20 protein-coding genes, 1 pseudogene and 1 riboswitch are annotated in these 21,903 nt (G+C 73.2%); of the genes and pseudogenes, 12 read left to right on the top strand and 9 right to left on the bottom strand.

The genetic code is table 11. The features are described from left to right. Positions 1–53 precede the first annotated feature (53 nt). From AB8Z75_RS09575 to AB8Z75_RS09560, 4 genes are all read right to left on the bottom strand, one after another. Positions 54–1,628: a cobyric acid synthase gene (locus tag AB8Z75_RS09575; RefSeq protein ID WP_369200998.1), complete on the bottom strand. Its 1,575-nt coding sequence runs from the start codon at positions 1,626–1,628 to the stop codon at positions 54–56. Then, positions 1,625–2,758, bottom strand: a complete 1,134-nt coding sequence (locus AB8Z75_RS09570; protein ID WP_369200997.1) for a cobalamin biosynthesis protein — start codon at positions 2,756–2,758, stop codon at positions 1,625–1,627. Before AB8Z75_RS09570 ends, AB8Z75_RS09575 begins: the two co-directional genes overlap by 4 nt. Positions 2,759–2,902: 144 nt before the next feature. Continuing rightward, a riboswitch (cobalamin riboswitch) is annotated at positions 2,903–3,025 on the bottom strand. Between the two features lie 252 nt (positions 3,026–3,277). Then, on the bottom strand, positions 3,278–3,490 hold the full coding sequence (locus AB8Z75_RS09565; protein WP_369200996.1) for a hypothetical protein: 213 nt from the start codon (positions 3,488–3,490) through the stop codon (positions 3,278–3,280). Further along, on the bottom strand, positions 3,487–4,776 hold the full coding sequence (locus AB8Z75_RS09560; protein WP_369200995.1) for an anion permease: 1,290 nt from the start codon (positions 4,774–4,776) through the stop codon (positions 3,487–3,489). Before AB8Z75_RS09560 ends, AB8Z75_RS09565 begins: the two co-directional genes overlap by 4 nt. A 287-nt stretch (positions 4,777–5,063) precedes the next feature. Between AB8Z75_RS09560 and AB8Z75_RS09555 the strand changes: the two genes are divergently transcribed. From AB8Z75_RS09555 to AB8Z75_RS09535, 5 genes are all read left to right on the top strand, one after another. Continuing rightward, a complete protein-coding gene (locus AB8Z75_RS09555; protein ID WP_369200994.1) occupies positions 5,064–6,221 on the top strand; it encodes an alpha/beta hydrolase family protein in 1,158 nt (385 codons plus the stop codon). Positions 6,222–6,580: 359 nt separating this feature from the next. Next, the gene (locus AB8Z75_RS09550) at positions 6,581–7,855 is read left to right on the top strand and encodes a hypothetical protein (protein WP_369201010.1); all 1,275 of its coding nucleotides are present in this window, start codon (positions 6,581–6,583) and stop codon (positions 7,853–7,855) included. Between the two features lie 214 nt (positions 7,856–8,069). Continuing rightward, complete coding sequence (locus AB8Z75_RS09545; RefSeq protein ID WP_369200993.1) at positions 8,070–9,668, top strand: ABC-F family ATP-binding cassette domain-containing protein; 1,599 nt, start codon at positions 8,070–8,072, stop codon at positions 9,666–9,668. 378 nt (positions 9,669–10,046) lie between these two features. Continuing rightward, positions 10,047–10,274, top strand: a complete 228-nt coding sequence (locus tag AB8Z75_RS09540; RefSeq protein WP_181856496.1) for a helix-turn-helix domain-containing protein — start codon at positions 10,047–10,049, stop codon at positions 10,272–10,274. Between the two features lie 120 nt (positions 10,275–10,394). Continuing rightward, positions 10,395–11,174, top strand: coding sequence for an enoyl-CoA hydratase/isomerase family protein (locus AB8Z75_RS09535; RefSeq protein ID WP_369200992.1), 780 nt, complete (start codon positions 10,395–10,397; stop codon positions 11,172–11,174). A 45-nt stretch (positions 11,175–11,219) separates the two neighbouring features. Here AB8Z75_RS09535 and AB8Z75_RS09530 read toward each other — a convergent pair whose 3' ends face one another. Beyond that, on the bottom strand, positions 11,220–12,026 hold the full coding sequence (locus AB8Z75_RS09530; protein WP_369200991.1) for a hypothetical protein: 807 nt from the start codon (positions 12,024–12,026) through the stop codon (positions 11,220–11,222). 183 nt (positions 12,027–12,209) lie between these two features. On the opposite strand from AB8Z75_RS09530, the gene AB8Z75_RS09525 reads away from it, so the two are divergent. The 5 genes from AB8Z75_RS09525 (at position 12,210) to amaP (ending at position 14,669) form a co-directional block, all read left to right on the top strand. Beyond that, on the top strand, positions 12,210–12,731 hold the full coding sequence (locus AB8Z75_RS09525; protein WP_369200990.1) for an Asp23/Gls24 family envelope stress response protein: 522 nt from the start codon (positions 12,210–12,212) through the stop codon (positions 12,729–12,731). A 61-nt stretch (positions 12,732–12,792) separates the two neighbouring features. Continuing rightward, the gene (locus AB8Z75_RS09520; RefSeq protein ID WP_114016966.1) at positions 12,793–12,981 is read left to right on the top strand and encodes a hypothetical protein; all 189 of its coding nucleotides are present in this window, start codon (positions 12,793–12,795) and stop codon (positions 12,979–12,981) included. 4 nt (positions 12,982–12,985) lie between these two features. Continuing rightward, positions 12,986–13,480 (top strand): Asp23/Gls24 family envelope stress response protein, encoded by a 495-nt coding sequence (locus tag AB8Z75_RS09515; protein ID WP_369200989.1) that lies wholly within the window; start codon positions 12,986–12,988, stop codon positions 13,478–13,480. After that, positions 13,477–14,055, top strand: coding sequence for a DUF6286 domain-containing protein (locus AB8Z75_RS09510; protein WP_369200988.1), 579 nt, complete (start codon positions 13,477–13,479; stop codon positions 14,053–14,055). Before AB8Z75_RS09515 ends, AB8Z75_RS09510 begins: the two co-directional genes overlap by 4 nt. 17 nt (positions 14,056–14,072) lie before the next feature. Then, a complete protein-coding gene (gene amaP / locus AB8Z75_RS09505) occupies positions 14,073–14,669 on the top strand; it encodes an alkaline shock response membrane anchor protein AmaP (protein ID WP_369200987.1) in 597 nt (198 codons plus the stop codon). Between the two features lie 156 nt (positions 14,670–14,825). Here amaP and AB8Z75_RS09500 read toward each other — a convergent pair whose 3' ends face one another. The 4 genes from AB8Z75_RS09500 to AB8Z75_RS09485 form a co-directional block, all read right to left on the bottom strand. Further along, positions 14,826–15,605 (bottom strand): SDR family oxidoreductase, encoded by a 780-nt coding sequence (locus AB8Z75_RS09500; RefSeq protein ID WP_369200986.1) that lies wholly within the window; start codon positions 15,603–15,605, stop codon positions 14,826–14,828. A 79-nt stretch (positions 15,606–15,684) separates the two neighbouring features. Then, complete coding sequence (locus AB8Z75_RS09495; RefSeq protein WP_369200985.1) at positions 15,685–16,506, bottom strand: SURF1 family protein; 822 nt, start codon at positions 16,504–16,506, stop codon at positions 15,685–15,687. A 53-nt stretch (positions 16,507–16,559) separates the two neighbouring features. Beyond that, positions 16,560–17,603: a DEDDh family exonuclease gene (locus AB8Z75_RS09490; RefSeq protein ID WP_369200984.1), complete on the bottom strand. Its 1,044-nt coding sequence runs from the start codon at positions 17,601–17,603 to the stop codon at positions 16,560–16,562. 324 nt (positions 17,604–17,927) lie between these two features. Continuing rightward, the gene (locus tag AB8Z75_RS09485; protein ID WP_369200983.1) at positions 17,928–19,472 is read right to left on the bottom strand and encodes a S8 family serine peptidase; all 1,545 of its coding nucleotides are present in this window, start codon (positions 19,470–19,472) and stop codon (positions 17,928–17,930) included. Positions 19,473–19,782: 310 nt separating this feature from the next. On the opposite strand from AB8Z75_RS09485, the pseudogene AB8Z75_RS09480 reads away from it, so the two are divergent. Together AB8Z75_RS09480 and AB8Z75_RS09475 are read left to right on the top strand one after the other, a co-directional pair. Next, positions 19,783–20,118 (top strand): annotated as a pseudogene (locus AB8Z75_RS09480) (DUF485 domain-containing protein); the annotation flags it as partial. Positions 20,119–20,243: 125 nt separating this feature from the next. Next, complete coding sequence (locus AB8Z75_RS09475; protein ID WP_369200982.1) at positions 20,244–21,890, top strand: cation acetate symporter; 1,647 nt, start codon at positions 20,244–20,246, stop codon at positions 21,888–21,890. The last annotated feature ends 13 nt before the right edge of the window (positions 21,891–21,903 follow it).

Below are 21,903 nucleotides of genomic sequence, written 5' to 3'. Positions count from 1 at the left end.
TTCGATCGAACATGTCTGGGAAAGGGCGCGCTTGTCCGGGGGAGGGCGCACGGTCACGGCGCCCCCGGCGGCACGAAGGGCAACCCCTCCGGCACCCCGTCCTCGATGAGGCGCAGCAGCGCCGCCGTGTCCGCGTGCTCCTCGATCAGATCGCCCAGCAGGTCGAGCTGTTCCTCCCGCAGGGCGGCGAACCGGGTGTCGGGCGCGGGTTCGAAGGCGCGGCCCGCGTCGGCGGCGACCCGGCGCAGGAAGGCGCGGCGGAAGCCGTCCGACTCCAGCGAACCGTGCCAGTGGGTGCCCCACACGGACCCCACGCGGCACCCGTCCAGCTCCGCGCCGCCCGCCGAGCGCAGGAAGCCCTCACCGCCGTGCACGTCGGCCACCCCGTGGTGGATCTCGTAGCCCTCCACCGGCTCGCCCAGCGCCGTGCCGTGCGGACGGGCGAGGGTCTTGCCGGGGGCGAACCGCACCCGTACGGGCAGCAGCCCGAGCCCGTCCACCAGCCCCGCACGCGACTCGACCTCGTCCTCGATCCGCTCGCCGAGCAACTGGTAGCCGCCGCAGATGCCCAGCACGGGACGCCCCTCGGCGGCCCGCCGCGCCACCGCGTCCGCCAGGCCGCGCTCGCGCAGCCACTCCAGCGCCCTGACCGTCCCGCGCGTGCCCGGCACGACGACCAGGTCGGCGTCGGCCAGCTCCTCGGGGCGGTCGCAGAAGCGCACCACCACGCCGGGCTCGGCCGCCAGCGCGTCCACATCGGTGAAGTTCGACATCAGCGGCACCGCGAGCACCGCCACCCGCAGCACGTCGGCACCGTGCGGAGCCGCGACGGCGGACTCCCGCACCGCGCCCCGCAGGGAGACCCGCAGCCCGTCCTCCTCGTCGATGCCGAGGCCGTGCCGGAACGGCAGCACCCCGAGCGTCGGCCGGCCCGTCAGCCCGCGCAGCATCTCCAGACCCGGCTGAAGCAGCGTCACGTCACCGCGGAACTTGTTCACCAGGTAGCCCGCCACCAGCTGCTGGTCCTCGGGCGCCAGCAGCGCCGTCGTACCGAACAAGGAGGCGAAGACGCCACCCCTGTCGATGTCGCCGACCACCACGACCGGCAGCCGGCAGGCCCGCGCCAGGCCCATGTTGACGATGTCGCTGCGCCGCAGATTGATCTCGGCCGGACTGCCGGCGCCCTCGCAGATGACCGCGTCATGGGTACGCCGCAGCTCCTCCAGGCAGCCCGCCACCGTCTCCAGCAGCTCCTCGCGCCGTCCGAACCGCACGCCCTGGGCTCCGCCGGTGTGCCGGCCGAAGTAGCCCTGTGCGGACATCTCGCCCACCGGCTTGCCCAGCAGCACGACCTGGCTGGTGCGGTCACCGCCCGGCTTCAGCAGCACCGGGTTCATCAGCGCGCTCGGCTCCGTGCGGGCCGCCGCCGCCTGCATGGCCTGCGCCCGGCCGATCTCGGCACCGTCGAGGGTGACGTAGGAGTTCAGCGACATGTTCTGCGCCTTGAACGGCGCCACGCGCAGCCCCTTGCGGACCAGCCAGCGGCAGATGCCCGCCGTCACCACGCTCTTGCCGGCGTCCGAGGTCGTCCCCGCGACCAGCAGTCCGCCCGCGCCGCCCCCGCTCACCGTGCGCCTCCCGCGCTCCCGGCACCCCGAGGGCGCCGCCTCGTCCCACTCGCCGCACCCCGCGCGGCACCGGCCGCGCAGCAGACCGCCAGCGCCAGGACGCCGACGCGCCGCGACAACCGCACCGCGCGCTCGATGTCCGCCGTCCGCACCTGGCGGCCGGACTCGCCCAGGACCGGACGGTGCTCGACGCGTCCGCCGTAGGAGAGCGTCCCGCCGAGCCGCACACCGAGGGCCCCGGCGAACGACGCCTCGACCGGGCCCGCGTTGGGGCTCGGATGCCGGTGCGCGTCCGCCCGCCACGCCCGTACGGCGCCGCGCGGGTCCGGCCCGGCCACGGCGGCCAGTACGGCGGTCAGCCGCGCCCCGGGCCACCCCGCCGCGTCGTCCAGCCGGGCGGCGGCCCAGCCGAACCTGCGGTGGCGCGGCGAGCGGTGACCGACCATCGCGTCCAGTGTGTTGACCGCCCGGAAGCCGAGCATCCCCGGCACGCCCGCCAGCGCGCCCCACACCAGGGCGCCGACCACGGCGTCCGAGGTGTTCTCCGCGACGGACTCGACCACCGCGCGCGCCACGCCCTGTGCGTCGAGCCCCTGCGGGTCGCGCCCGCACAGCGCGGGCAGCCGCGCGCGGGCCAGCGCCAGGTCCCCGGCCTCCAGCGCGGCGGCCACGGCGCGCGCCTCCCGCGTCAGGGACGTACCACCGAGGACCGCCCAGGTGGCCGCGGCCGTCACCGCGGCGGCGCCCTTGCCGGCCGCGTCGCGCTCTGCGGCGGCGTTACGCCTTGCGACCGCGTCGCGTGCTGCCACCGCGCTGCGCCCCGCGACCGCGCTGGGTCCGAAGTTCGCGCCCGGGTCCGCGGCCTGGCTGTGTCGTGCGGTTCCGCTGCGCGCCGCGCTCTTGCCCGCGGTGGCCTCGACGGCCGCGCTCACGGCACGTCCCATCGCGACCGCGCCGCCCGTGCACAGGGCCACGTACAGCGCCCCCACGCCGCGGTGATCGCGCCACATCCGTCGCTCCAGCGCGCCTGCGACCCGGCCGAAGGCGGCGACAGGGTGGCCGCGCCGCGGGTCCCCGAGCAGCGCGTCCGCGACGAATCCGGCGACGGCGCCGCCGGTCTGGACGCCCACGGTCCGCTTCACGCGACGGGCCCGGCGCACACATCCACGACGACGGGAAACGAAGCCCCGCAGGGGGCGGATACGGCAGCGCAGCCACGCATGGCGGTGTCCTCACTCAGGGTCCTCGCCCTGGCTCGACTCGACCGGCGGCGAGAGTCTCCTGGCTCCCGGATCCGCGCCACCCCGCCTTCCAGCCCGCATGGGCCGTGGCATCGCTGGGATGGTGCTCCCCGGTGACAGTGGCGGGACCGCGCCGGATTCGCACCGGCTTCCTCTCCATGCCGCCGTTTGGGCACCGGCAGTCCACCACGCCCGACTGACCCCGTCAACTCGCCCTTGACCTGCGACGGGGGAGTGTGTGATCCCCCACGCCCACCGCGTCGGCCCACCCCGCTGCCGGGGCAGCCGCGCCCGACGACGAGCGCCCCCGGGGTCTCTGGTTCCCGGGGGCGCTCGTCGTCGGGCGGTGTGCCGAAGGGCCGTGCCGAGGGGCCGTGCCGAGGGTTTCGGGCAGGCCTGGGCGGGGGGTTACGCCGCGATCAGGTAGATGCCGTACGCCACCGCCGCCAGGCACAGCGCATAGCAGGCGTACGCGCCGGTGCGGGCGAGCGCGGAGGAGCTGGTGGCGCCGGCGCGCGGGGAGTTGGTGACGATGCCGAGGGTGAAGACGCCGACGAGTCCGACGGTCGCCAGCAGGCTGACGCCGAAGACCTGGCCGAGGGCGGCCCAGTCGATGTTCATGCGGTCACTCTTTCTGGCTCGAGGCCCTGTCCGAGGGGCTCAGGAGATGCTGCCCGCGGMGGCGGGGCGGCTCGGGGCGGGGGAGGGGAGACGGCGCGGACGGCGGTGGTGAGCACCCCCGCGGGCTCCGGCTCCGGCTCCGGCTCCGTTGACGGCGCCGGCATGGCGGTCTCCGTCGCGGGCTCCACCTCGTTGACGTTGGTGTGGTCCACCGGAGTGCGCCGGGAGCGGACCCAGATGGCGCCGCAGATCGCCAGCGTGAGGACGGCGACCGTCGCCACGCCCCAGTCGCCCTGCTCGGCCAGCAGCGCGGCGCCCGCCGCGACCAGTCCCGCGGCCGGGAGGGTGAGCGCCCAGCCGACGACCATGCGGCCCGCCGTCCCCCAGCGGACCACGCCGCCCTTGCGGCCCAGTCCCGAACCCATCACGGCGCCGGAGCACACGTGGGTGGTGGAGAGGGAGAAGCCGATGTGCGAGGAGGCCAGGATGGTGGCCGCCGCGCTCGTCTGGGCGGCGAAGCCCTGCGGCGGCTGGATGTCGGTGATGCCCTTGCCCATGGTGCGGATGATGCGCCAGCCGCCCAGGTAGGTGCCCAGCGCGATGGCCAGGCCCGCCGAGGCGATGACCCACACGGGCGGGTTCGCGCCGGGGGCCAGGGCGCCGCCGGTGACCAGCGCGAGGGTGATGACACCCATGGTCTTCTGCGCGTCGTTGGTGCCGTGCGCGAGGGAGACCAGCGCGGCGGAGGTGATCTGCCCGGCGCGGTAGCCCTTGGCGGTCTGCCCCTCGTCGGCGTTGCGGGCGACGCGGTAGGTCACCCGGGTGGCGCAGACGGAGGCGATGCCGGCCACCAGCGGGGCGGCGAGCGCGGGGATGAGCACCTTCATGACGACGACGTCGCCGTTGACCGCGCCCGTGCCGACCGCGGCGACCGTCGCGCCGAGCAGGCCGCCCATCAGGGCGTGGGAGGAGCTGGAGGGGAGTCCGGCGAGCCAGGTCAGCAGGTTCCAGATGATCGCGCCCACCAGCCCGGCGAAGATCACTTCAGGCTTGATGCCGGAACCTTCGTCGATGATTCCCGAGGAGATGGTCTTGGCCACCTCGACGGACAGGAACGCGCCGAGGAGGTTGAGGACCGCGGACATCGCCACCGCCGCGCGGGGAGCCAGCGCCCCGGTGGAGATGGTGGTGGCCATGGCGTTGGCCGTGTCGTGGAAGCCGTTCGTGAAGTCGAACACCAAGGCCGTGACGATCACGATCCCGATGAGAAGCGTGATGTGTTCCATTCACCAGGCACAATCAGTTCGAGGGGCAGTCACGCCGTGAACGTAAGGACGGCGAATGAACGGAAGGTGAACTGGGGCGGGCGTCGAGGTGTCACCCCCTGACGACAATTGTGTGTTCCAGGTCACACCGTGTTCGCGTGGGTCGGTCAGCGCAACGCGACACCCCGGCCACGGCATCGGCGGCACCGACCGCACCCTCTCTGGCACGCGGCGTTACCCCGCACAGACGTCACTCTCCCGGCCTGTCCCGCTGGTTTGACCCGGCCCCTCGCGTCAACCTGGAGAGAATGCGTCTGCGAACCGCGGCACTGGCCGCGACCACCGTGCTCGGCACCGGCGCGGCCGCTCTGGCGGCCGGACGGTACGCCGCCGATGTCGCGCTGCGCCCCGTGCGCGCCCGCGGCGACGCCGCCGTCAGACCCACCGCCGGGTTCGAGGGCACCCGGCTGACCGTACAGTCGCACGACGACGGCCGGATCGCCGTCACCCGCTCACTGGCCGCCGGGCTCCCGGGAATCTACGGCCTGACCGGCCGTGGCGCCCACGCCGTCGTCGGTCCCGTCATGGAGGACGAGACGGCCGCGCGCTCCAGGCCGCACACGGTGGTCCGCGAGCTGCGGCGCGTCAGCCGCGGACGGCTCAGCACCGGCGCGACCGTCCGCCTCACCCCGCAGGTGCACGTGGGCGACCCCGGGGAGGCGCTGGGCCTGGAGTACACCGACGTGCAGATCCCGGGCGAGCTCGGGCAACTGCCCGCCTGGTTCGTCCCCGGCGCCCGCGGCACCTGGGTCATCACCGTGCACGGACTCGGCGCCACCCGCGAGCACCCCATGACGCTGTTCCCCTTCTACGTGAGCCGGCGGATGCCGGTGCTCGGCATCGGCTACCGCGGCGACCCCGGGGCGCCGCCCTGTCCCGACGGCATCGGCCACCTGGGCAACTCCGAATGGCGGGACCTGGACGCGGCGATCCGCTACGCCGTCGAGCACGGGGCCGGGCGGGTCGTCCTGCACGGCTGGTCCAGCGGGGCCACGATGGCGCTGCACGCTGCCGCGCACTCCCCGCTGCGCGACCGTGTCGCCGGGCTCGTCCTGGACTCGCCCGTCCTGGACTGGCAGTACACCGTCCGCGCGCTGGCGTCCTCGCACGGCGCCCCCAGGGCGCTGCTGCCGCTCGTCGTGCGGGCCGTCCAGGGCCGGGCCGGGCTGCCCGAGGACCGGGAAGCGCCACTGGTGGACCCCGCCAAGCTGACCGTGCCCACACTCCTGCTGCACGGCCCCGCCGACACCGTCGCCCCCTGGGAGAGCTCCCGCGCCCTCGCGGCCCGCCGCGAGCGGCTCGTCTCCCTGCACCGCGTCCCGTACGCCCCGCACGCGGCGATGTGGAACGCCGACCCGCACGGGTACGAGGAGAAGCTGCGCCGCTTCCTGACCCCCTTCATGTGAGCGCACCCCGCCGGCTCCCCACGAGTGCACCGCGCCGGCTCCCCAGGAGCGCATCGCGCCCGGTCGGAGGGCCCGCCTGAGACCGCGAGCGCGCCCCGCCCGGCCGGAGGTCCGCCTGAGACGGTGTCACGCTGAGGCCCCCTCACCGGGTCGTCGTGTGCTCCAAGATGGCGCCGGACGACCGGATATGGCACCCCAGGTTTGGGTTTCCCGGGAACAGCGTGAAGACTGCTCCTGTGACGACGTCCCGTACTCCGCGAGACAACCGGCTCCGCCTCGTCCCCCGACAGCCCGTCGCAGCCGCCCGGCGCACGGTGACGACCAGGCGCGCCGCCCGGACGCCCCGGCCTCCGGACGGCATGCTCCCCCGCGACCAGCTCGCCCGGCACGCCCGGGCCTCCCTCGCAGGCGCCGTCCGCGTCGCCCACTGGGCCGCCGGCGCCGGTACGTCCCCGCACGCGGACGACGGACTCCACCGGGCCGCCGACGAGCTGTCCATGACCGCCGGGCAGGTGCGCGCCCACTGGGGGAGGGCGAAGCTGGCCGGGCTGATCGAACTGCACGGGGACACCGCGCGCGCCGGCTGGCGGCTGCGCGCCTGGGACCGGGACGACAGCGCGGTACTGCGCGGCTGGGTCGCCCTCTTCGACGCCTGGTCGCTGGCCCACCCCGCGCCGCTGCCGCACGAACAGACGCTGGTGGCGGAGGTCGTCGAGGCGGTGCCCCAGTTCCTGTCCGTCATGCACCTGTCCGGCGGGCCCGTCACCTTCGCGCTCCTGCACGACCTGCTGGGGCGGCGCATCGCCGAGCTGCGGGCCGAACGGGACGCCGGCGGGCACGCGGCGAGCCGCGCCGACGTCGGCGTCGCACTGGCGGGCCTGCTCGACTGGGCGCTCGACGGCCTCTCCGCCGTCGGCGCCCTCACCCGCTGTGCCGACGAGGAGCCGGGCGGGGAGTCCGTACTCCGCGAGGGCTCGGCCGTCCTCACCCCGCTGGGGACCTGGGCGGTGTGGACCAAGCTGGAGCAGATCTGCGTCGCGGCCCAGAGCCCGGCGGGCAACATCGAGCAGTCCGCCGAGGAGATGCTCCGCGGCTGCGCCCGGATGACCCCTGGCCCCGCGCGCGACGAGTACCGCGCCTGGCTGGCGGCACGCCCCACCTCGCACGCCGTCACCGAACTGCTGGAGGCCGCGCGCGGCGAGGACGCCCTGATCAGAGGGCTGGCCTTCGAGGCGCTGCGGGTGGTGGGCGCACCGGCCGAGGAGGCCGTGCAGGAGGTCGCGGACGAGCCCACGCTGCGCCCGTACGCGCTGCTGTGGCTGGCCGAGCAGGCCGGTACCGACCCGGAGGACCTGGCGGGCGGCGCACCCGGCGTGCTCACCCGCGAGGAGGCGACCTGGCTGTGGGTGGACACCGCCGCCGCCGTCACCGACCACGGTGAGGAACAGCTGCTGGTCGACCACCTGGGCACCGCCGTACAGGGCTCGGTCCCCGGGCTGCTGGAGGAGGTGCGGGCCACGGGCCATCCGCGCACCGTGCAGGTCCTCGTCGCCCTGGCCGCCGCGCATCCCGACCCCGCCCTCGCCAAGGCCGTACGCCGCGCCGCCTTCCAGGTGCACACCGGCGGGGAGTGAGCCGCCCGCTCCGCATCGCGCCGGACTGCTCCCGGGCCGCACCGCGACCACGTCCGGTTCGCACCGGGAGGGGTGGCCGGCCCGGAAAAGGGTTTGCGCTCCGCCGGTAGACTGGGCTCATGCCTCATCTCCTCGTGCATTAGGCGTGCGTACGCCGTCTCCGCTTTCGCACCGATCCGTACGCACGTCCCTCAGTCCTGCCTTGGAGTAACCAGTGATCACCGCCACCGGTCTTGAGCTGCGCGCCGGCGCCCGTGTCCTCATCGAGTCGGCCACCTTCCGCGTCGCCAAGGGCGACCGCATCGGCCTGATGGGCCGCAACGGCGCGGGCAAGACCACTCTCACCAAGTGCCTGGCGGGCGAGGGCACCCCCGCCGCCGGGAGCGTCACCTCGACCGGCGAGGTCGGCTACCTCCCGCAGGACCCGCGCACCGGCGACCTCGACGTGCTGGCGCGTGACCGCATCCTGTCCGCCCGCGGTCTCGACCAGGTGATCCGCAAGATGCAGGAGAACGAGCAGCGCATCGCCACGGGACAGGGCGCCACCCGCGAGAAGGCGATGAAGAAGTACGAGCGTCTGGAGACGGAGTTCCTCACCAAGGGCGGCTACGCGGCCGAGGCGGAGGCCGCCACGATCGCCGCGAGTCTCGGCCTGCCGGACCGGGTGCTGGGCCAGCCGCTGCACACGCTCTCCGGCGGTCAGCGGCGCCGCGTCGAGCTGGCCCGCATCCTCTTCTCCGACGCCGACGTGCTGCTGCTCGACGAGCCGACCAACCACCTGGACGCGGACTCGATCGTCTGGCTGCGCGACTTCCTCAAGACCTACCGCGGCGGCCTCATCGTCATCTCCCACGACGTCGACCTCATGGAGACGGTGGTCAACAAGGTCTTCTACCTGGACGCCAACCGCTCGTGCATCGACATCTACAACATGGGCTGGAAGCAGTACCTCACTCAGCGTGAGGACGACGAGAAGCGGCGGCGCCGGGAGCGGGCGAACGCGGAGAAGAAGGCCTCGGCCCTCAACTCCCAGGCCGACAAGATGCGCGCCAAGGCCACCAAGGCGGTCGCGGCCAAGAACATGGCGCGCCGCGCGGAGAGGCTGCTGGCGGGTCTCGAGGCGGAGCGCCAGGACGACAAGGTCGCCAAGCTGCGCTTCCCCGATCCGGCGCCGTGCGGCCGGACGCCGCTGATGGCGGAGGACCTGTCGAAGTCCTACGGCTCGCTGGAGATCTTCACCGGCGTGGACCTGGCCATCGACAAGGGCTCCCGCGTGGTCATCCTGGGGCTCAACGGTGCGGGCAAGACGACGCTGCTGCGGCTGCTGGCGGGCATCGAGGAGTCGGACACCGGCAAGGTCGTCCCCGGGCACGGGCTCAAGCTGGGCTACTACGCGCAGGAGCACGAGACGCTGGACCCGGACCGCACGGTCCTGGAGAACATGCGCTCGTCCGCGCCCGACATGGACCTGGTCGCCATCCGCAAGACGCTGGGCTCCTTCCTCTTCTCCGGCGACGACGTGGACAAGCCCGCCCGCGTGCTCTCCGGCGGTGAGAAGACGCGGCTGGCGCTGGCCACGCTGGTGGTCTCCTCGGCCAACGTGCTGCTGCTCGACGAGCCGACGAACAACCTGGACCCGGCCAGCCGGGAGGAGATCCTCGGCGCGCTGCACACCTTCACCGGCGCCGTCGTGCTGGTCACCCACGACGAGGGTGCCGTCAAGGCTCTCGAGCCGGAGCGGATCATCATGCTCCCGGACGGCGTGGAGGACCTGTGGAACGAGGAGTACGCCGACCTCGTCGCCCTCGCCTGATCCCTCCCGGCGCCCACCCCTCTCCTTGATCCGCCCCCTTATGGATCATTCGGCCGACGGTTGATCCTTCATCTGAGTGAGAGCGGCTCGTACCCCCGGCGCGGCCCCGCGCCGGGGGCGCGCCTCCGTGGCAGGTGCGGCACCGGTGTGTGCGCCTTGCGCCTCGTGCGCCGTTGACCTGCTGATTTCGGTCGATAGGCGGCTCCGAACCGCGGTTGCACGTGCATCTGCATGGGGCCGGAATCTCCTCCTCCTGGACATTCGTGCCGTGCACAAGTTCCCAAGCGCTCGACGAAGACCTTGCCGAATGGGTGGCCAGATGTGGGAGGAGGGGTGATCATGAGAGTCACAGAGCGCACTTCCCATGAGGAGGCACGGGTGGCCGAGACTCTGAAGAAGGGCAGCCGGGTGACCGGCGCCGCGCGCGAAAAGCTCGCGGCAGACCTCAAGAGAAAGTACGACGCCGGGGCCAGCATCAGGTCGCTGGCCGAGGAGACGGGCCGTTCCTACGGGTTCGTGCACCGGATGCTCAGCGAGTCCGGCGTGACCCTGCGTGGCCGCGGCGGTGCGACACGGGGCAAGAAGGCCTCCTCGTCCTCGTCCTGAGCGGCCCGGTGAGCGGTGCCTCGTCCGCTGACGGATGCCCGCAGGCGAGGCTGTCGAGCGTCCACTCCGGTGGTTACTCTTCAGTTAACCAAACTGCCGAGTAACCACCGGAGGACCTCGATGACCCTGCTCGACAAGGACGGCGTGCACGTCACCGCCGACGGCGAGGTGGCCACGGTCACCCTCACCAACCCGGCCAAGCGCAACGCGCAGACGCCCGCGACCTGGCGGGCACTGGCCGAGGCGGGCCGCATACTGCCCGGCGCGGTCAGGGTCGTCGTCCTGCGCGGCGAGGGGCCGTCGTTCTCCGCCGGGCTCGACCGTGCTGCCTTCGAGCCCGAGGGCATCGAGGGCGAACTCTCCTTCCTGCACCTGGCACGCGGTTCCGACGAGGAACTGGACGCGGCCATCGCCGAGTACCAGCAGGCGTTCACCTGGTGGCGCCGCCCCGACGTGGTGAGCATCGCCGCCGTCCAGGGCCACGCCATCGGCGCGGGCTTCCAGTTGGCGCTCGCCTGCGACCTGCGGGTGTGCGCGGACGACGTGCGGTTCGCCATGCGCGAGACCAGCCTCGGCCTGGTCCCCGACCTGGCCGGCACCCACCCGCTGGTGAGCCTGGTCGGCTACGCGCGCGCTCTGGAAATCTGCGCCACAGGACGCTTCGTGCAGGCCGACGAGGCCGAACGGGTGGGTCTGGCCAACCTCGTGGTCGACCCCGGGCAGCTGGAGGGCGCCGTCACCGACCTGACCGCGGCCCTGCTCGCCGCCCCGCGCGACGCCGTGGTGGAGACCAAGGCGCTCCTCGCCGGCGCCCCCACGCGCACGTACGACGAGCAGCGTGCCGCCGAACGCGCCGCGCAGTCGCGCCGCCTGCGCGATCTGGCCGGGCTGGGCGACTGAACGGAGCCCGGTTCCGCCCCGGTGTGGCCGACCTGGCCGCCGGGCTCACACCCGGTCGACGGCGGTGACCAGCACCGCGATGGTCGCCTGCTCACCGCCGCTGCCGCCACCGCCACCGGCCCCGCCGCCGTGGGCGAGTGCGGCACGCGCCGCCTCCCGCACGGCGCGTGCCGTATCGAGGGCCCGGCGGGTGGGGGAGAAGGCAAGCTGGAGCAGGACGTGCCGGCCCCCGCCACGGCCCCCGTCCGCTTCCGTGACGTCGACGGCGTGGGGCGCCGGTCCGGCGGCCACGCGGGAGAGGGCCGGGCCCACAACTGGCGCGAGCCGGGCGACGCCGTCCACCGCGAGCACGGCGCGCGCGAGGTGTTCCGCGTCGCCGTGCGCGCCCCCCTCCGGGTCGTGCGCGTCCCCGGGAGGGCCGACCGTGCGGGAGGAGTCCCCGGCGGAGCCCGCTTCTCCCGCGGCGCTCTCCAGCAGCTCGGTCACCCGCAGATCCACCGTTTCCAGCGGGAGCCCCAGGTCCCGTTCGGCGGCGCTCAGCAGGGTGTCCCGCACCGCATCGGCCGCGTCCTGCACCGGCCGGCTCGCCGTGACGGCCAGGTCGGCGGTCAGGGCGAGCGGACCGGGCCGCAGCGCACTGGGCGGCGGCGGTACGGCGGGCTCGGACGCCCTGCCCGGGTCGGTCAGGTCGATCCGCACCCCGCTCAGCCGGCCTCCCCGCACGGGGCGGAGGAGCACGCCGACTGCCGCCTCCTCCGCCACCCACGCCCCGTCCGCCGCCCGGCCCAGCGGCAGGAGCCGCCCCAGCCCGAGCTGTTGCCGCACCACCTGGGTGAGCTTTTCCGTCGGCATGCCCTCACGTCCTTTCTCCGCGCCAAGAGCGTTCCGCTCGCGGGCGTGCCGGGTGGGCTTCGGGCGCGGCAGTCACCCGGTCGGCCGGGTGGCGCCCCGCGTGCCGAGCGGTGGGGGACCGACGCGCTTACGGTGAGCAGCGGAGCGGCAGGCCGCTCCGAACCTCCGAAAGGGGCGCAGGAGATGTCCGAGAGCAGCACGTCCAACCGCTCCGAGAGCCGCCCGTCCGGCGGGGCCACCGGCGAGCAGAGCGGCGGCAGGAACGAGCCGGCACGGCGCGGTCCCGGCGGCGGCCCCGCCGGGTCCAGGGGCCGCACGACCATCGCCGACGGGGTGGTGCAGAAGATCGCGGGCATGGCGGCACGCGACGTCGTCGGCGTGCACGCCATGGGCGGCGGCATGGCGCGCACGTTCGGCGCCGTCCGCGACCGGGTGCCCGGCGGCGGGCAGTCGTCGTCGTCCGTCACCCGCGGCGTCAAGGCAGAGGTCGGCGAGGTGCAGACGGCCCTCGATCTGGAGATCGTCATCGATTACGGCGTCTCGATCTCCGACGTGGCGCGCTCCGTCCGTGAGAATGTCGTCTCAGCGGTCGAGCGCATGACGGGCCTCGAGGTCGTCGAGGTCAACATCGCGGTGAGCGACGTCAAGCTGCCCGACGAGGAAGACGACGACGAGGACGACCAGGACCGGCCCCGGCTGCAGTAGACCCCGTGCCGGGTGATGGCGCGCCGCGCGCTTGGCCGCGGTGCCGAGCGAAGGAGCGCAGATGAGCATGGCCCTTGTCGGCCTGATCGCCGGCCTGGCGCTGGGCTTCGCCGGATACTTCGGCGGATTCGGGGCCTTCCTGCTGGTGGCGGCGCTGGGCGCCGTGGGTTTCCTGGTGGGCAGGTTCGTCGACGGAGACCTGGACGCGGGGGACTTCTTCCGCGGCCGCGACGACGAACGCCGCAGGTGACCTCATGACGGACGGGCAGGCCCCCGTGGCCGGGCGGCTCCCGGAGACCGAGCGCGTCGGCGCGGCGGAGCGGGGCGCGACCCGGATCGCCGACCGGGTCGTCGCCAAGGTCGCGGCACAGGCGGCGCGGGAAGCGCTGCGCGGCCACCCGGAGAAGACACCGGGTGAACAGGCCGGCCGGGCGCCGGGTGAGGAGGCCGGACCCTCGTCCGGCCAGGACAGCGGGCAGGAGCGGCCCCCGGCGCGCGACGGCGGGCCGGTGGTGGGGCGGCCGGTGCGCCGTACGTCGGTCACGGTCCGCGAGCGGACGGCGAGGGTGCGGCTGGCGCTGGAGCTGCGCTACCCCTCCGACCTGGGAGCCCAGTGCGGTGCGGTCCGCCGCCGCGTCGTCGCGCGCGTACGGGAACTGGTCGGCATGGAGGTGCCGGACGTGGCCCTGGAGATCGACCGGCTGCACTCCGTCCACCTGAAGGGCGACGGCGCCGGGAGGGTGACGTGAGCGGGGAAGGCGTCAGCGGCGGCCACAGGGCGCAGGGCAAGGCCGGCCGGTTCTGGTCGACGCGCCGGGCGCCCGGCGGCATCACGGCACTGCTGCTGCTCGCCGGGATCGGATTCCTGCTCTACGACGTGGCCTCGGTGCGGGCCGGCAGGCCGGGCATGGCGTGGCGGCGCACCCTCACCGACGAGTTGGCGACCCGCCGCCTGGACGACGTCTTCGTGATGGCGGGTGCCGCCGCAGCCGCCGCGCTCGGTCTGTGGCTGCTCGTGCTGGCGCTCACCCCCGGCAAGCGGTCATTGCTGACGATGCGGCCCGACACCCCGCAGGTGCGCGCCGGGCTCGAACGCTCCGCCGCGGCGCTGGTGCTGCGGGACCGGGCGATGGAGGTGCCGGGCGTGCAGGGGGCCCGGGTCACGGTGCGGCGGCGCACGGTCCGCGCCCGGGCGCAGGCGCATTTCAGGGACCTGGACGAGGTGCGCACCGACCTCGAAGGCGCGCTGCGCGACGGCGTCGAGCAGCTCGGCCTGGCCCGCCGGCCCAGGCTGTCCGTGCGCGTACGACGACCCGGCAAGTGACAGGGAGACGAGAGGCCATGCTGCGGACCGTCAACCGGGTGCTGACCGCGCTGATCGGACTGGTGCTGCTCGCGCTGGGGCTCGCCGTGCTCTTCGCCGCCGCAGGACTGCCGCACCGGTGGGGTGTCTCCATGCCGTCCGGCTGGCCGTGGACGCGCCCGGGGGACGTGCTGCTGACCGACGCCGACCGCACCCGATGGCGCGACGAGGGCTGGTGGTGGCCCGTGGTCATCGCCGTGCTGGCCGTGCTGGTGCTGTTGACGCTGTGGTGGCTGCTGGCGCAGTTGCGGCGGCGTCGGCAGAGCGAGGCGCTGATCGACAGCGGGGACGGCGAGGGCGCGGTGCTGCGCGGTCGCGCCCTGGAGGACGTCATCGCCGCCGAGGCGGAGGCCCAGCCGGGAGTGGACCGGGCCCGCGTCACGCTGACCGGGCGGCGGGACCGGCTGCGGGCCCGCATCGGGCTCGTCCTCGCCGCGCACGCCAGGCCGGGGCCCGTGGTCCACCGGCTGCGGCACGAGACGATCCGGCACGCGGTGGACTCGGCCGGTCTCGACACCCTCCCGGCAGAGGTCCGGTTGCGGACCTCCCGGCACCGGGCGGAACGCGTCAGCTGAACCGGCACCGAACACGCCCGGCCTGCCCCTGCCCCGGCCCCTGGCTCTGCTCCTGCCGCTGGCGCTCCCCCCGGCCGTCCCTGGTGCGACGGCTGTCACCGTCGCGACGGCTGTGCCCGGTGCGACGGCCGTCCCCGGCGCGACGCCGCGGACGGGTCAGAACCCGTGCAGTGCCCCGCCGTCGACGGGCAGCATGAGCCCGGTCAGGTAGGAGGCGGCCGGCGAGAGCACGAAGGCGGCGGTGCGGCCGAACTCCTCCGGGGTGCCGTAGCGGCGCAGCGGGATGGCCGCCGCGTTGCGTTCCCTGGCCGCCTCCCCGTCGCCGGTCAGCGAGTCGAGGTACTGCATCCGCTCGGTGCCGATCCGCCCCGGCATCAGGCCCAGCACCCGGACACCGCGCGGGCCCAGCTCGTTCGCGAGCGTCTTGGCGAAGCCCGCCAGCCCGGGGCGCAGCCCGTTGGAGAGGGTGAGCCCCGGAATCGGCTCGTGCACGGAGGCGGAGAGGACGAAGCCGATCACGCCGCCCTCGCCCAGCTCACCCGCCGCCGCGCGGGCGAGCCGCACGGCGCCGAGGAAGACGCTGTCGAAGGCGCTGCGCCACTGGTCGTCCGTCAGCGCGTCCGCAGCGACACCCGCCTGCGGACCGCCGACGCTCACGAGGAGGCCGTCGAACCGCCCGAAGCGTTCGCGGGCCGCCGCGATCACCCGGGCGGGGGTCTCGGGGTCGGCGTTGTCCGCCTCGACGCCCAGCGCCCGGCCCTCCGCCCCGGAGGCCTCGACGCCGAGCCTGGCCGCCGCCTCCTCGGCCGACTTCTGGGACCGGCCGGTCACCACGACCCGCGCCCCCTCGGCGAGCAGCTGTGCCGCGGTGGCGAAACCGAGGCCCCGGGTGCCGCCGGTGATGACGTAGACGCGCTCTGAAAGTCCAAGATCCATGGAAAGCAGTCTGCCTGACGTCCGCCGCACGGGGGACGGCCAGGCCGACGCAGCTCTCCGGGGAGCGCCCGCGCCCGCCTTACGGCGCGACCTTCTCCGGCTCCCGGGCGGCGTCCTCCTCGGCTCCCGAGCCCGGCCCGGATCCCTGCGCCCGCCGGTCCTTCGCCTCCCTGCGCACCAGAATCACCCACCCCACGGGGACGGCGCCGGTGAACAGCCACCACTGCACCGCGTACGCCATGTGGGGGCCGATGCCACTGTGGTCGGGCTCCGGCAGCACCTCGGGCTGCTTGCCTGCCGGCTTCGGCGAGGTCTCCATCAGCTGGATGAAGCCGCCGGCCAGCGGGCGGCCCACCTCGTCCGCCTGCTTCCTGCTGTTGATCAGCATGACCTGGCGGTCCGGCAGCCCCTTGGTGTCCTTGATGCCGCTGGCCTCGGTCGTCTCGTCGGGCATCATCCGCCCGGTCACCGTGACCTCGCCCTTCGGGGCTTCGGGGACATCGGGGAAGGACGTCAGGTCGCCCTTGGACTCGATCCAGCCCCGGTTGACGAGGATCGCCGAGCCGTCCTCGCGCACCAGGGGGGTGACGACGAAATAGCCGATGGTGTCGCCGTCGGAGGCGGTACGGTGCCGCACGACGACCTCGTGCGCGGTGTCGTAGGTGCCGCGGGCGGTCACCGTGCGGAACTTCTCGTCGTCGGCGGGCTCGCGTCCCACGCCCGTCAGCCGCCCGACCGGCACGGTCGGCGCCGCCAGGCTCGCCGCGACCTCCTCGTTGCGCGCGACCCGGCTCTCGTGGCGGTGCAGCTGCCAGAAGCCCAGCTTGATCATGGTGGGGATCAGCACGAGGCCGAGCAGGGTGAGGATCACCCACTGCCGGGACAACAGGAAGCGGTACACGCCTACTGACGGTACCCCTCGGGCCGCCGTCCGCCCGCGCGGACCCCCCGGGTTCAGCCCTCCGGCGAGGGCGCCACGTCCTGGAGCAGCTGGGTGAAGGCGGCCTCGTCGATGACGGGCGTACCGAAGGCGCGGGCCTTGGAGATCTTCGAGGTGGCCGCTTCGGGGTCGTTGGTCACCAGCAGACTCGTCAGCCGCGACACGCTGGTGGCGATGTGCAGACCGGCCTCGATCGCGCGGTCCTCCAACAGCTCCCGGTCCACCGAGGTGTCGCCGGAGACGGCCACCCGCATCCCCTGCACCAGCCGGCCGCCCGGCTCGTACCGCCCCGGATTGGGGTAGGGGCAGGCGGGGCGCTTGCGTGAGGGGCGCCAGGTGCCGTACCCGCGAGCGTGGGCGCCGTATCCGCCGACCGGTCCGCCACCGGGGCGCGGCACCACCGAGTCGGACCACTCGCTCAGCGGTGTGCACGCCAGCAGGGGGAGCCGTACCTCCTGGCTGGCCGCCAGGTGGAGGCTGGGCCGGAAGACCTCGGCCAGCACGCGCGCGTCGTCCAGCGCGTGGTGTGCCCGCTGCTGGATGACGCCGTAGTGCGCGGCCAGGGACTCCAGCTTGTGGTTGGGCAGGGGGAGGGACAGCTCCTTGGACAGGGCGATGGTGCACAGCCGCTGCCGCACCGGGGCCTCGCGCCGGGCGCGTGCGTACTCCCTGGAGATCATCGACCAGTCGAAGATGGCGTTGTGGGCGACCAGGACGCGGTCGGCCAGCCGGGCGGCGAACTCTTCGGCGATGTCGGCGAACAGGGGCGCGTCGGCCAGCGCCTCGGCCGTGAACCCGTGGATCCAGGTGGGCCCCGGGTCGCGTTGCGGATTGACGGGGGTGTACCAGTGGTCCTCGATCTCGCCGCGCGCGTCCAGGCGGTAGACGGCCGCCGACACTATCCGGTCGTCGCGCGCCAGGCCCGTCGTCTCGACGTCCACCACCGCGTAGCCGTCCGGGTAGGCGGACGGCCAGATCGGCGGTGGCGGGGCGTCGGCGGGTTGCGCGGGGATGCGCTCGGACATCCCTTCGGTGCGTGCCGTCTGGTCTTCGAGCATGGTCACAGAGAATACGGGGCGGTACTGACAGTGCCGTCAGGCACGCCCCCGGGAGTGCGGTGGGGGCCGCCGCACGGCGCGTCTCTTCGGGCGAACGGCCGCCGCCCGCAGGCGAGTCGGGACGAAGGAGAAGCGCGGCGGGCGAAAGGGGCGAGGGGCCGGGCCACTCGATGCGCGGGGGCCGATGGCCGAAGGGCCGGGCCGCTCGGTCCGCGCGAGCCCGACGGCGGAAGGGGCCGGGCCGCTCGATCCGCGGTCCGGCCCCTCACCTCACGTCACCTCATGCCGTGCCGTGACCCGGGCGCGCGGCCCAGGCGGCGGGCGTCACTTCGTGACGGCCGCCAGCGCGTCCACGAGCCCGTGCCCGTAGAAGCTGTTGTTGCCCCGCACGCCGGTGCACTCGGCCGCGTAGGTGCCCTTGCCGTCCGGGTCGTAGGCCTCCTCGGGGCAGGGCAGGGTCTGCGCCTGCGCCTTCAGCAGCCAGGAGATCTCCTGCGCACTGGACTTGGGGTGGGTGCTCTTGAGCAGCGCCGCCACACCCGCGACCTGCGGGCCCGCCATCGAGGTGCCCTGGAGGTAGGCGTAGTCGCCGTTCGGCATGGTGGAGAGCACGCCGCCGTCCTTGGCCGGCTCGTCCGGCGTCTGGAACGCGCGGTCACCGCCGGGGGCTGTCACATCGATCTGGTACCGGCCGTAGTTGGAGTAGTACGACTTCAGGTTCTCCGGGCCCGTGGCCGAGACCGAGGTCGCGCTGGGCAGCATCGAGGGCACGTCAGGACAGGCGGCCGGGTCGATGGTGCGCTTGACCGGAGTGCTGTCGTTCGGGCTGGTGTCGTCCACGATCTCGCTCGCCGCCAGGTCGTGCGAGGAGTTGCCCGCGGAGCTGACGGTGGTGACGCCCTTGCGCTGGGCGTAGTCGACGGCACGCCGCACCGCGTCGGCGATGGCCTTCTGGTCGACCTGGTCGTCGCAGTTGTAGAGCCAGGGGTCGACGTAGTAGCTGTTGTTGGTGACCTCGATGCCGTGGTCGGCGGCGAAGACCATGGCGCAGACGACGGCCTCGCTGTAGAACAGCGACGTCTCCGGCTCGCTCACCTTGATGGCGGAGACCTTCACGCCGGGGGCCGTGCCCGCGATGCCCACGCCGTTGCGGTCGGCGGCGATGATGCCCGCCACGTGGGTGCCGTGGTAGTCCTCGTCCGGGTTGTACGGGCGCCAGGCGCCGTGCGAGGTGTCGGCCTTGCCGCCGACGCAGTTCGCGGACTGCTTGGCGGAGAAGTTGGCCTTCAGGTCCGGGTGCGTGTCGTCGACGCCGGTGTCGATGACGCCGACGGTGACCTTGCGGCTGCCCTCGTCGACCTTGGCCGCCTTGTCGGCCTTGATGGCCCGCTTGTCCCACTGCAGGGACTCCAGCGGCTCCTGGTTCTTCGCCTCGGCCTTCTTCGCGAGCGTGGACGCCTTCTTGGGCTCCTTGACGAAGACGGGCTTGCCCACCTCGGTGGTGGTCGCGGCCTTCAGCGGGGCTGTGCGGGTGGCGCCGGCCGAGTCGACTCCGTCGACTCCGCGCAGCGTCTCGCCGAACTGCGGGTTGGCGGAGTGCGCGACGACGACGCCGATCTTCTTGTACGCCGCGACGACCTTGCCGTCAGCCTTGCGTATCTCCCTCTTGACACGTTCGACGGTACCGCGGTCGGTATCCGTGTTGACGACGTAGCTGAGCTTCTCGCCCGCCTTCGCCTTGGGTGCCGCGGTGGAGTCGGTGTCCTGCGCGTTCGCCGCCGCGGCGCCCGCCAGGCCCAAGGAGGCGGTCAGCACCAGTCCCAGCGGCACCGCGAGCGCGCGTCGCCGTCTGGAAGGTCTCGAATGCATGGGGTCTCCGTGTCGTCTGAAGTTGTCCACAGACGACGGAAGTTATCCCTGTGAGGCGGGTAACTGCAATGGATTGATGGAGAAAGTCCGAAGGCTGTGCGGAGTCGTGATCGTTTCTCTCCGTTCTCCCGCCGCCCCCCTGTCGCCGAGCCGGGGCGCGCTCTACGATGCGCACCCGTGTGTCTGCTGAGACATGGGTCACACTCTGCCGTTTTTACCGTCCCTCTGTTCCCTTTTGCCTTTCCGCGACCCGCCCCCTCACGTTCCGACTCACGTTCCGACCGTCCCTCCCAGTTCTCCTGGAGTCATCGTGGACACCGCACCAGAGCACGCGCATTCCGGCCCACCAGGCGGTCGGGACTACACGGACGTGCAGCACAGCGCCGAGTTCTCCGAACTGCGCAGCAGCTACCGCTCGTTCGTCTTCCCGCTCACCGTCGCGTTCATCGTCTGGTACCTGCTCTACGTCCTGCTCTCCAATTACGCGGGCGGGTTCATGGGTACGAAGGTCGTCGGGAACGTCAACGTCGCGTTCGTCTTCGGCCTGGCCCAGTTCCTCACCACGTTCCTGATCGCCTGGTGGTACTCGCGCTTCGCCGCCGCCAAGCTCGACCCCAAGGCGGAGGCGCTCAAGACGCGGCTGGAGGCGGAGAACCTCCAGCAGGCCACCAACGCCGCGGGCACCGCACGGGCGGAGAGCGGGACCATCGGCCACCAGGCCGACCCGCGTGACGAGGACAAGGGCGAACTCGCCGGTCAGGAGGACGACGCATGAGCGCCACCCACGCGATCGCGGCCCCCGCCGTACACCTGGCCGCCGAGGGCGCCAGCGAACACCGGCCGCTGATCATCACGCTCTTCTCGGTCTTCGTCGTCATCACCCTCGCGGTCACCGTGTGGGCGGGCCGGCGCACCAAGGACGCCACCGACTTCTACGCGGGCGGGCGGCAGTTCAGCGGCTTCCAGAACGGGCTCGCCATCTCCGGCGACTACATGTCGGCCGCGTCCTTCCTCGGCATCGCCGGAGCCATCGCGCTGTCGGGCTACGACGGATTCCTGTACTCCATCGGCTTCCTCGTCGCCTGGCTGGTCGCCCTGTTGCTCGTGGCCGAGCCGCTGCGCAACTCCGGGCGCTACACCATGGGCGACGTCCTGGCCTACCGGATGCGCCAGCGCCCCGTACGCACCGCGGCCGGCGTCTCCACCATCATCGTCTCGATCTTCTACCTGCTCGCCCAGATGGTCGGCGCGGGCGCGCTCGTCGCGCTGCTGCTGGGGATCACGGGTGAAGCGGGCAAGAACCTGATCGTCGTCTTCGTCGGCGTCGTCATGATCCTCTACGTGACGATCGGCGGCATGAAGGGCACCACTTGGGTGCAGATGATCAAGGCCTGCCTGCTGATCGGCGGCACCGTGATCATCACGTTCCTCGTCTTCCACAAGTTCAACTACAACCTCTCCTCCCTCCTCGGCGCGGCAGCCGAGAACAGCGGCAAGGGTGCGGCCTTCCTCGAACCCGGCCTGAAGTACGGCGCCACGACCACCTCGAAGATCGACTTCATCTCGCTCGGCATCGCCCTCGTCCTGGGCACCGCGGGACTGCCGCACATCCTCATCCGCTTCTACACCGTGCCCACGGCCAAGGCCGCCCGGAAGTCCGTCAACTGGGCCATCGGCATCATCGGCGTCTTCTACCTGATGACCATCGCGCTCGGCTTCGGCGCCGCGGCGCTGCTCAGCCCCAAGACCATCACCGACTCCAACGCGGCCGGCAACACCGCCGCGCCCCTCCTGGCCCAGGAGATCGGCGGCGGCGCCGACTCCACCGGCGGCGCCGTGCTGCTCGCGATGATCTCCGCCGTCGCCTTCGCCACCATCCTGGCCGTCGTCGCCGGGCTCACCCTGGCCTCCTCGTCCTCGTTCGCGCACGACCTGTACGCGAACGTCATCCGCCGCGGCAAAGCCACCGAGAAGGAGGAGGTCAAGGCAGCGCGCGTCTCCGCCGTCATCATCGGCGGCGTCGCCATCGGCCTCGGCATCTTCGCCGGCAAGCTCAACGTCGCGGGCCTCGTCGCCCTCGCGTTCGCCGTCGCCGCCTCCGCGAACCTGCCCACCCTGCTCTACAGCCTCTTCTGGAAGCGCTTCACCACGACGGGGGCGCTCTGGTCCATCTACGGCGGGCTGATCTCGTCCGTGCTGCTCGTCTTCTTCTCGCCGGTCGTCACCGGCAAGGAGTCCTCCATGTTCCCCGACGTGGACTTCGCCTGGTTCCCCCTGGAGAACCCTGGACTCATCTCCATCCCGCTCGGCTTCCTCCTGGGCTGGATCGGTTCCCTCTTGTCCAAGGACGAGACGGCGGGCGGCGCCAAGTACGCGGAACTGGAGGTGCGCTCCATGACGGGCGTCGGCGCCCACTGACCCCCCGGAGCTC

Origin of the sequence: Streptomyces sp. PU-14G (assembly GCF_041028275.1) — a bacterium.
Lineage (GTDB): Bacteria > Actinomycetota > Actinomycetes > Streptomycetales > Streptomycetaceae > Streptomyces.
The sequence above is the reverse complement of the archived record's forward strand: the minus strand, read 5'-3'. Positions and strand labels throughout refer to the sequence as shown.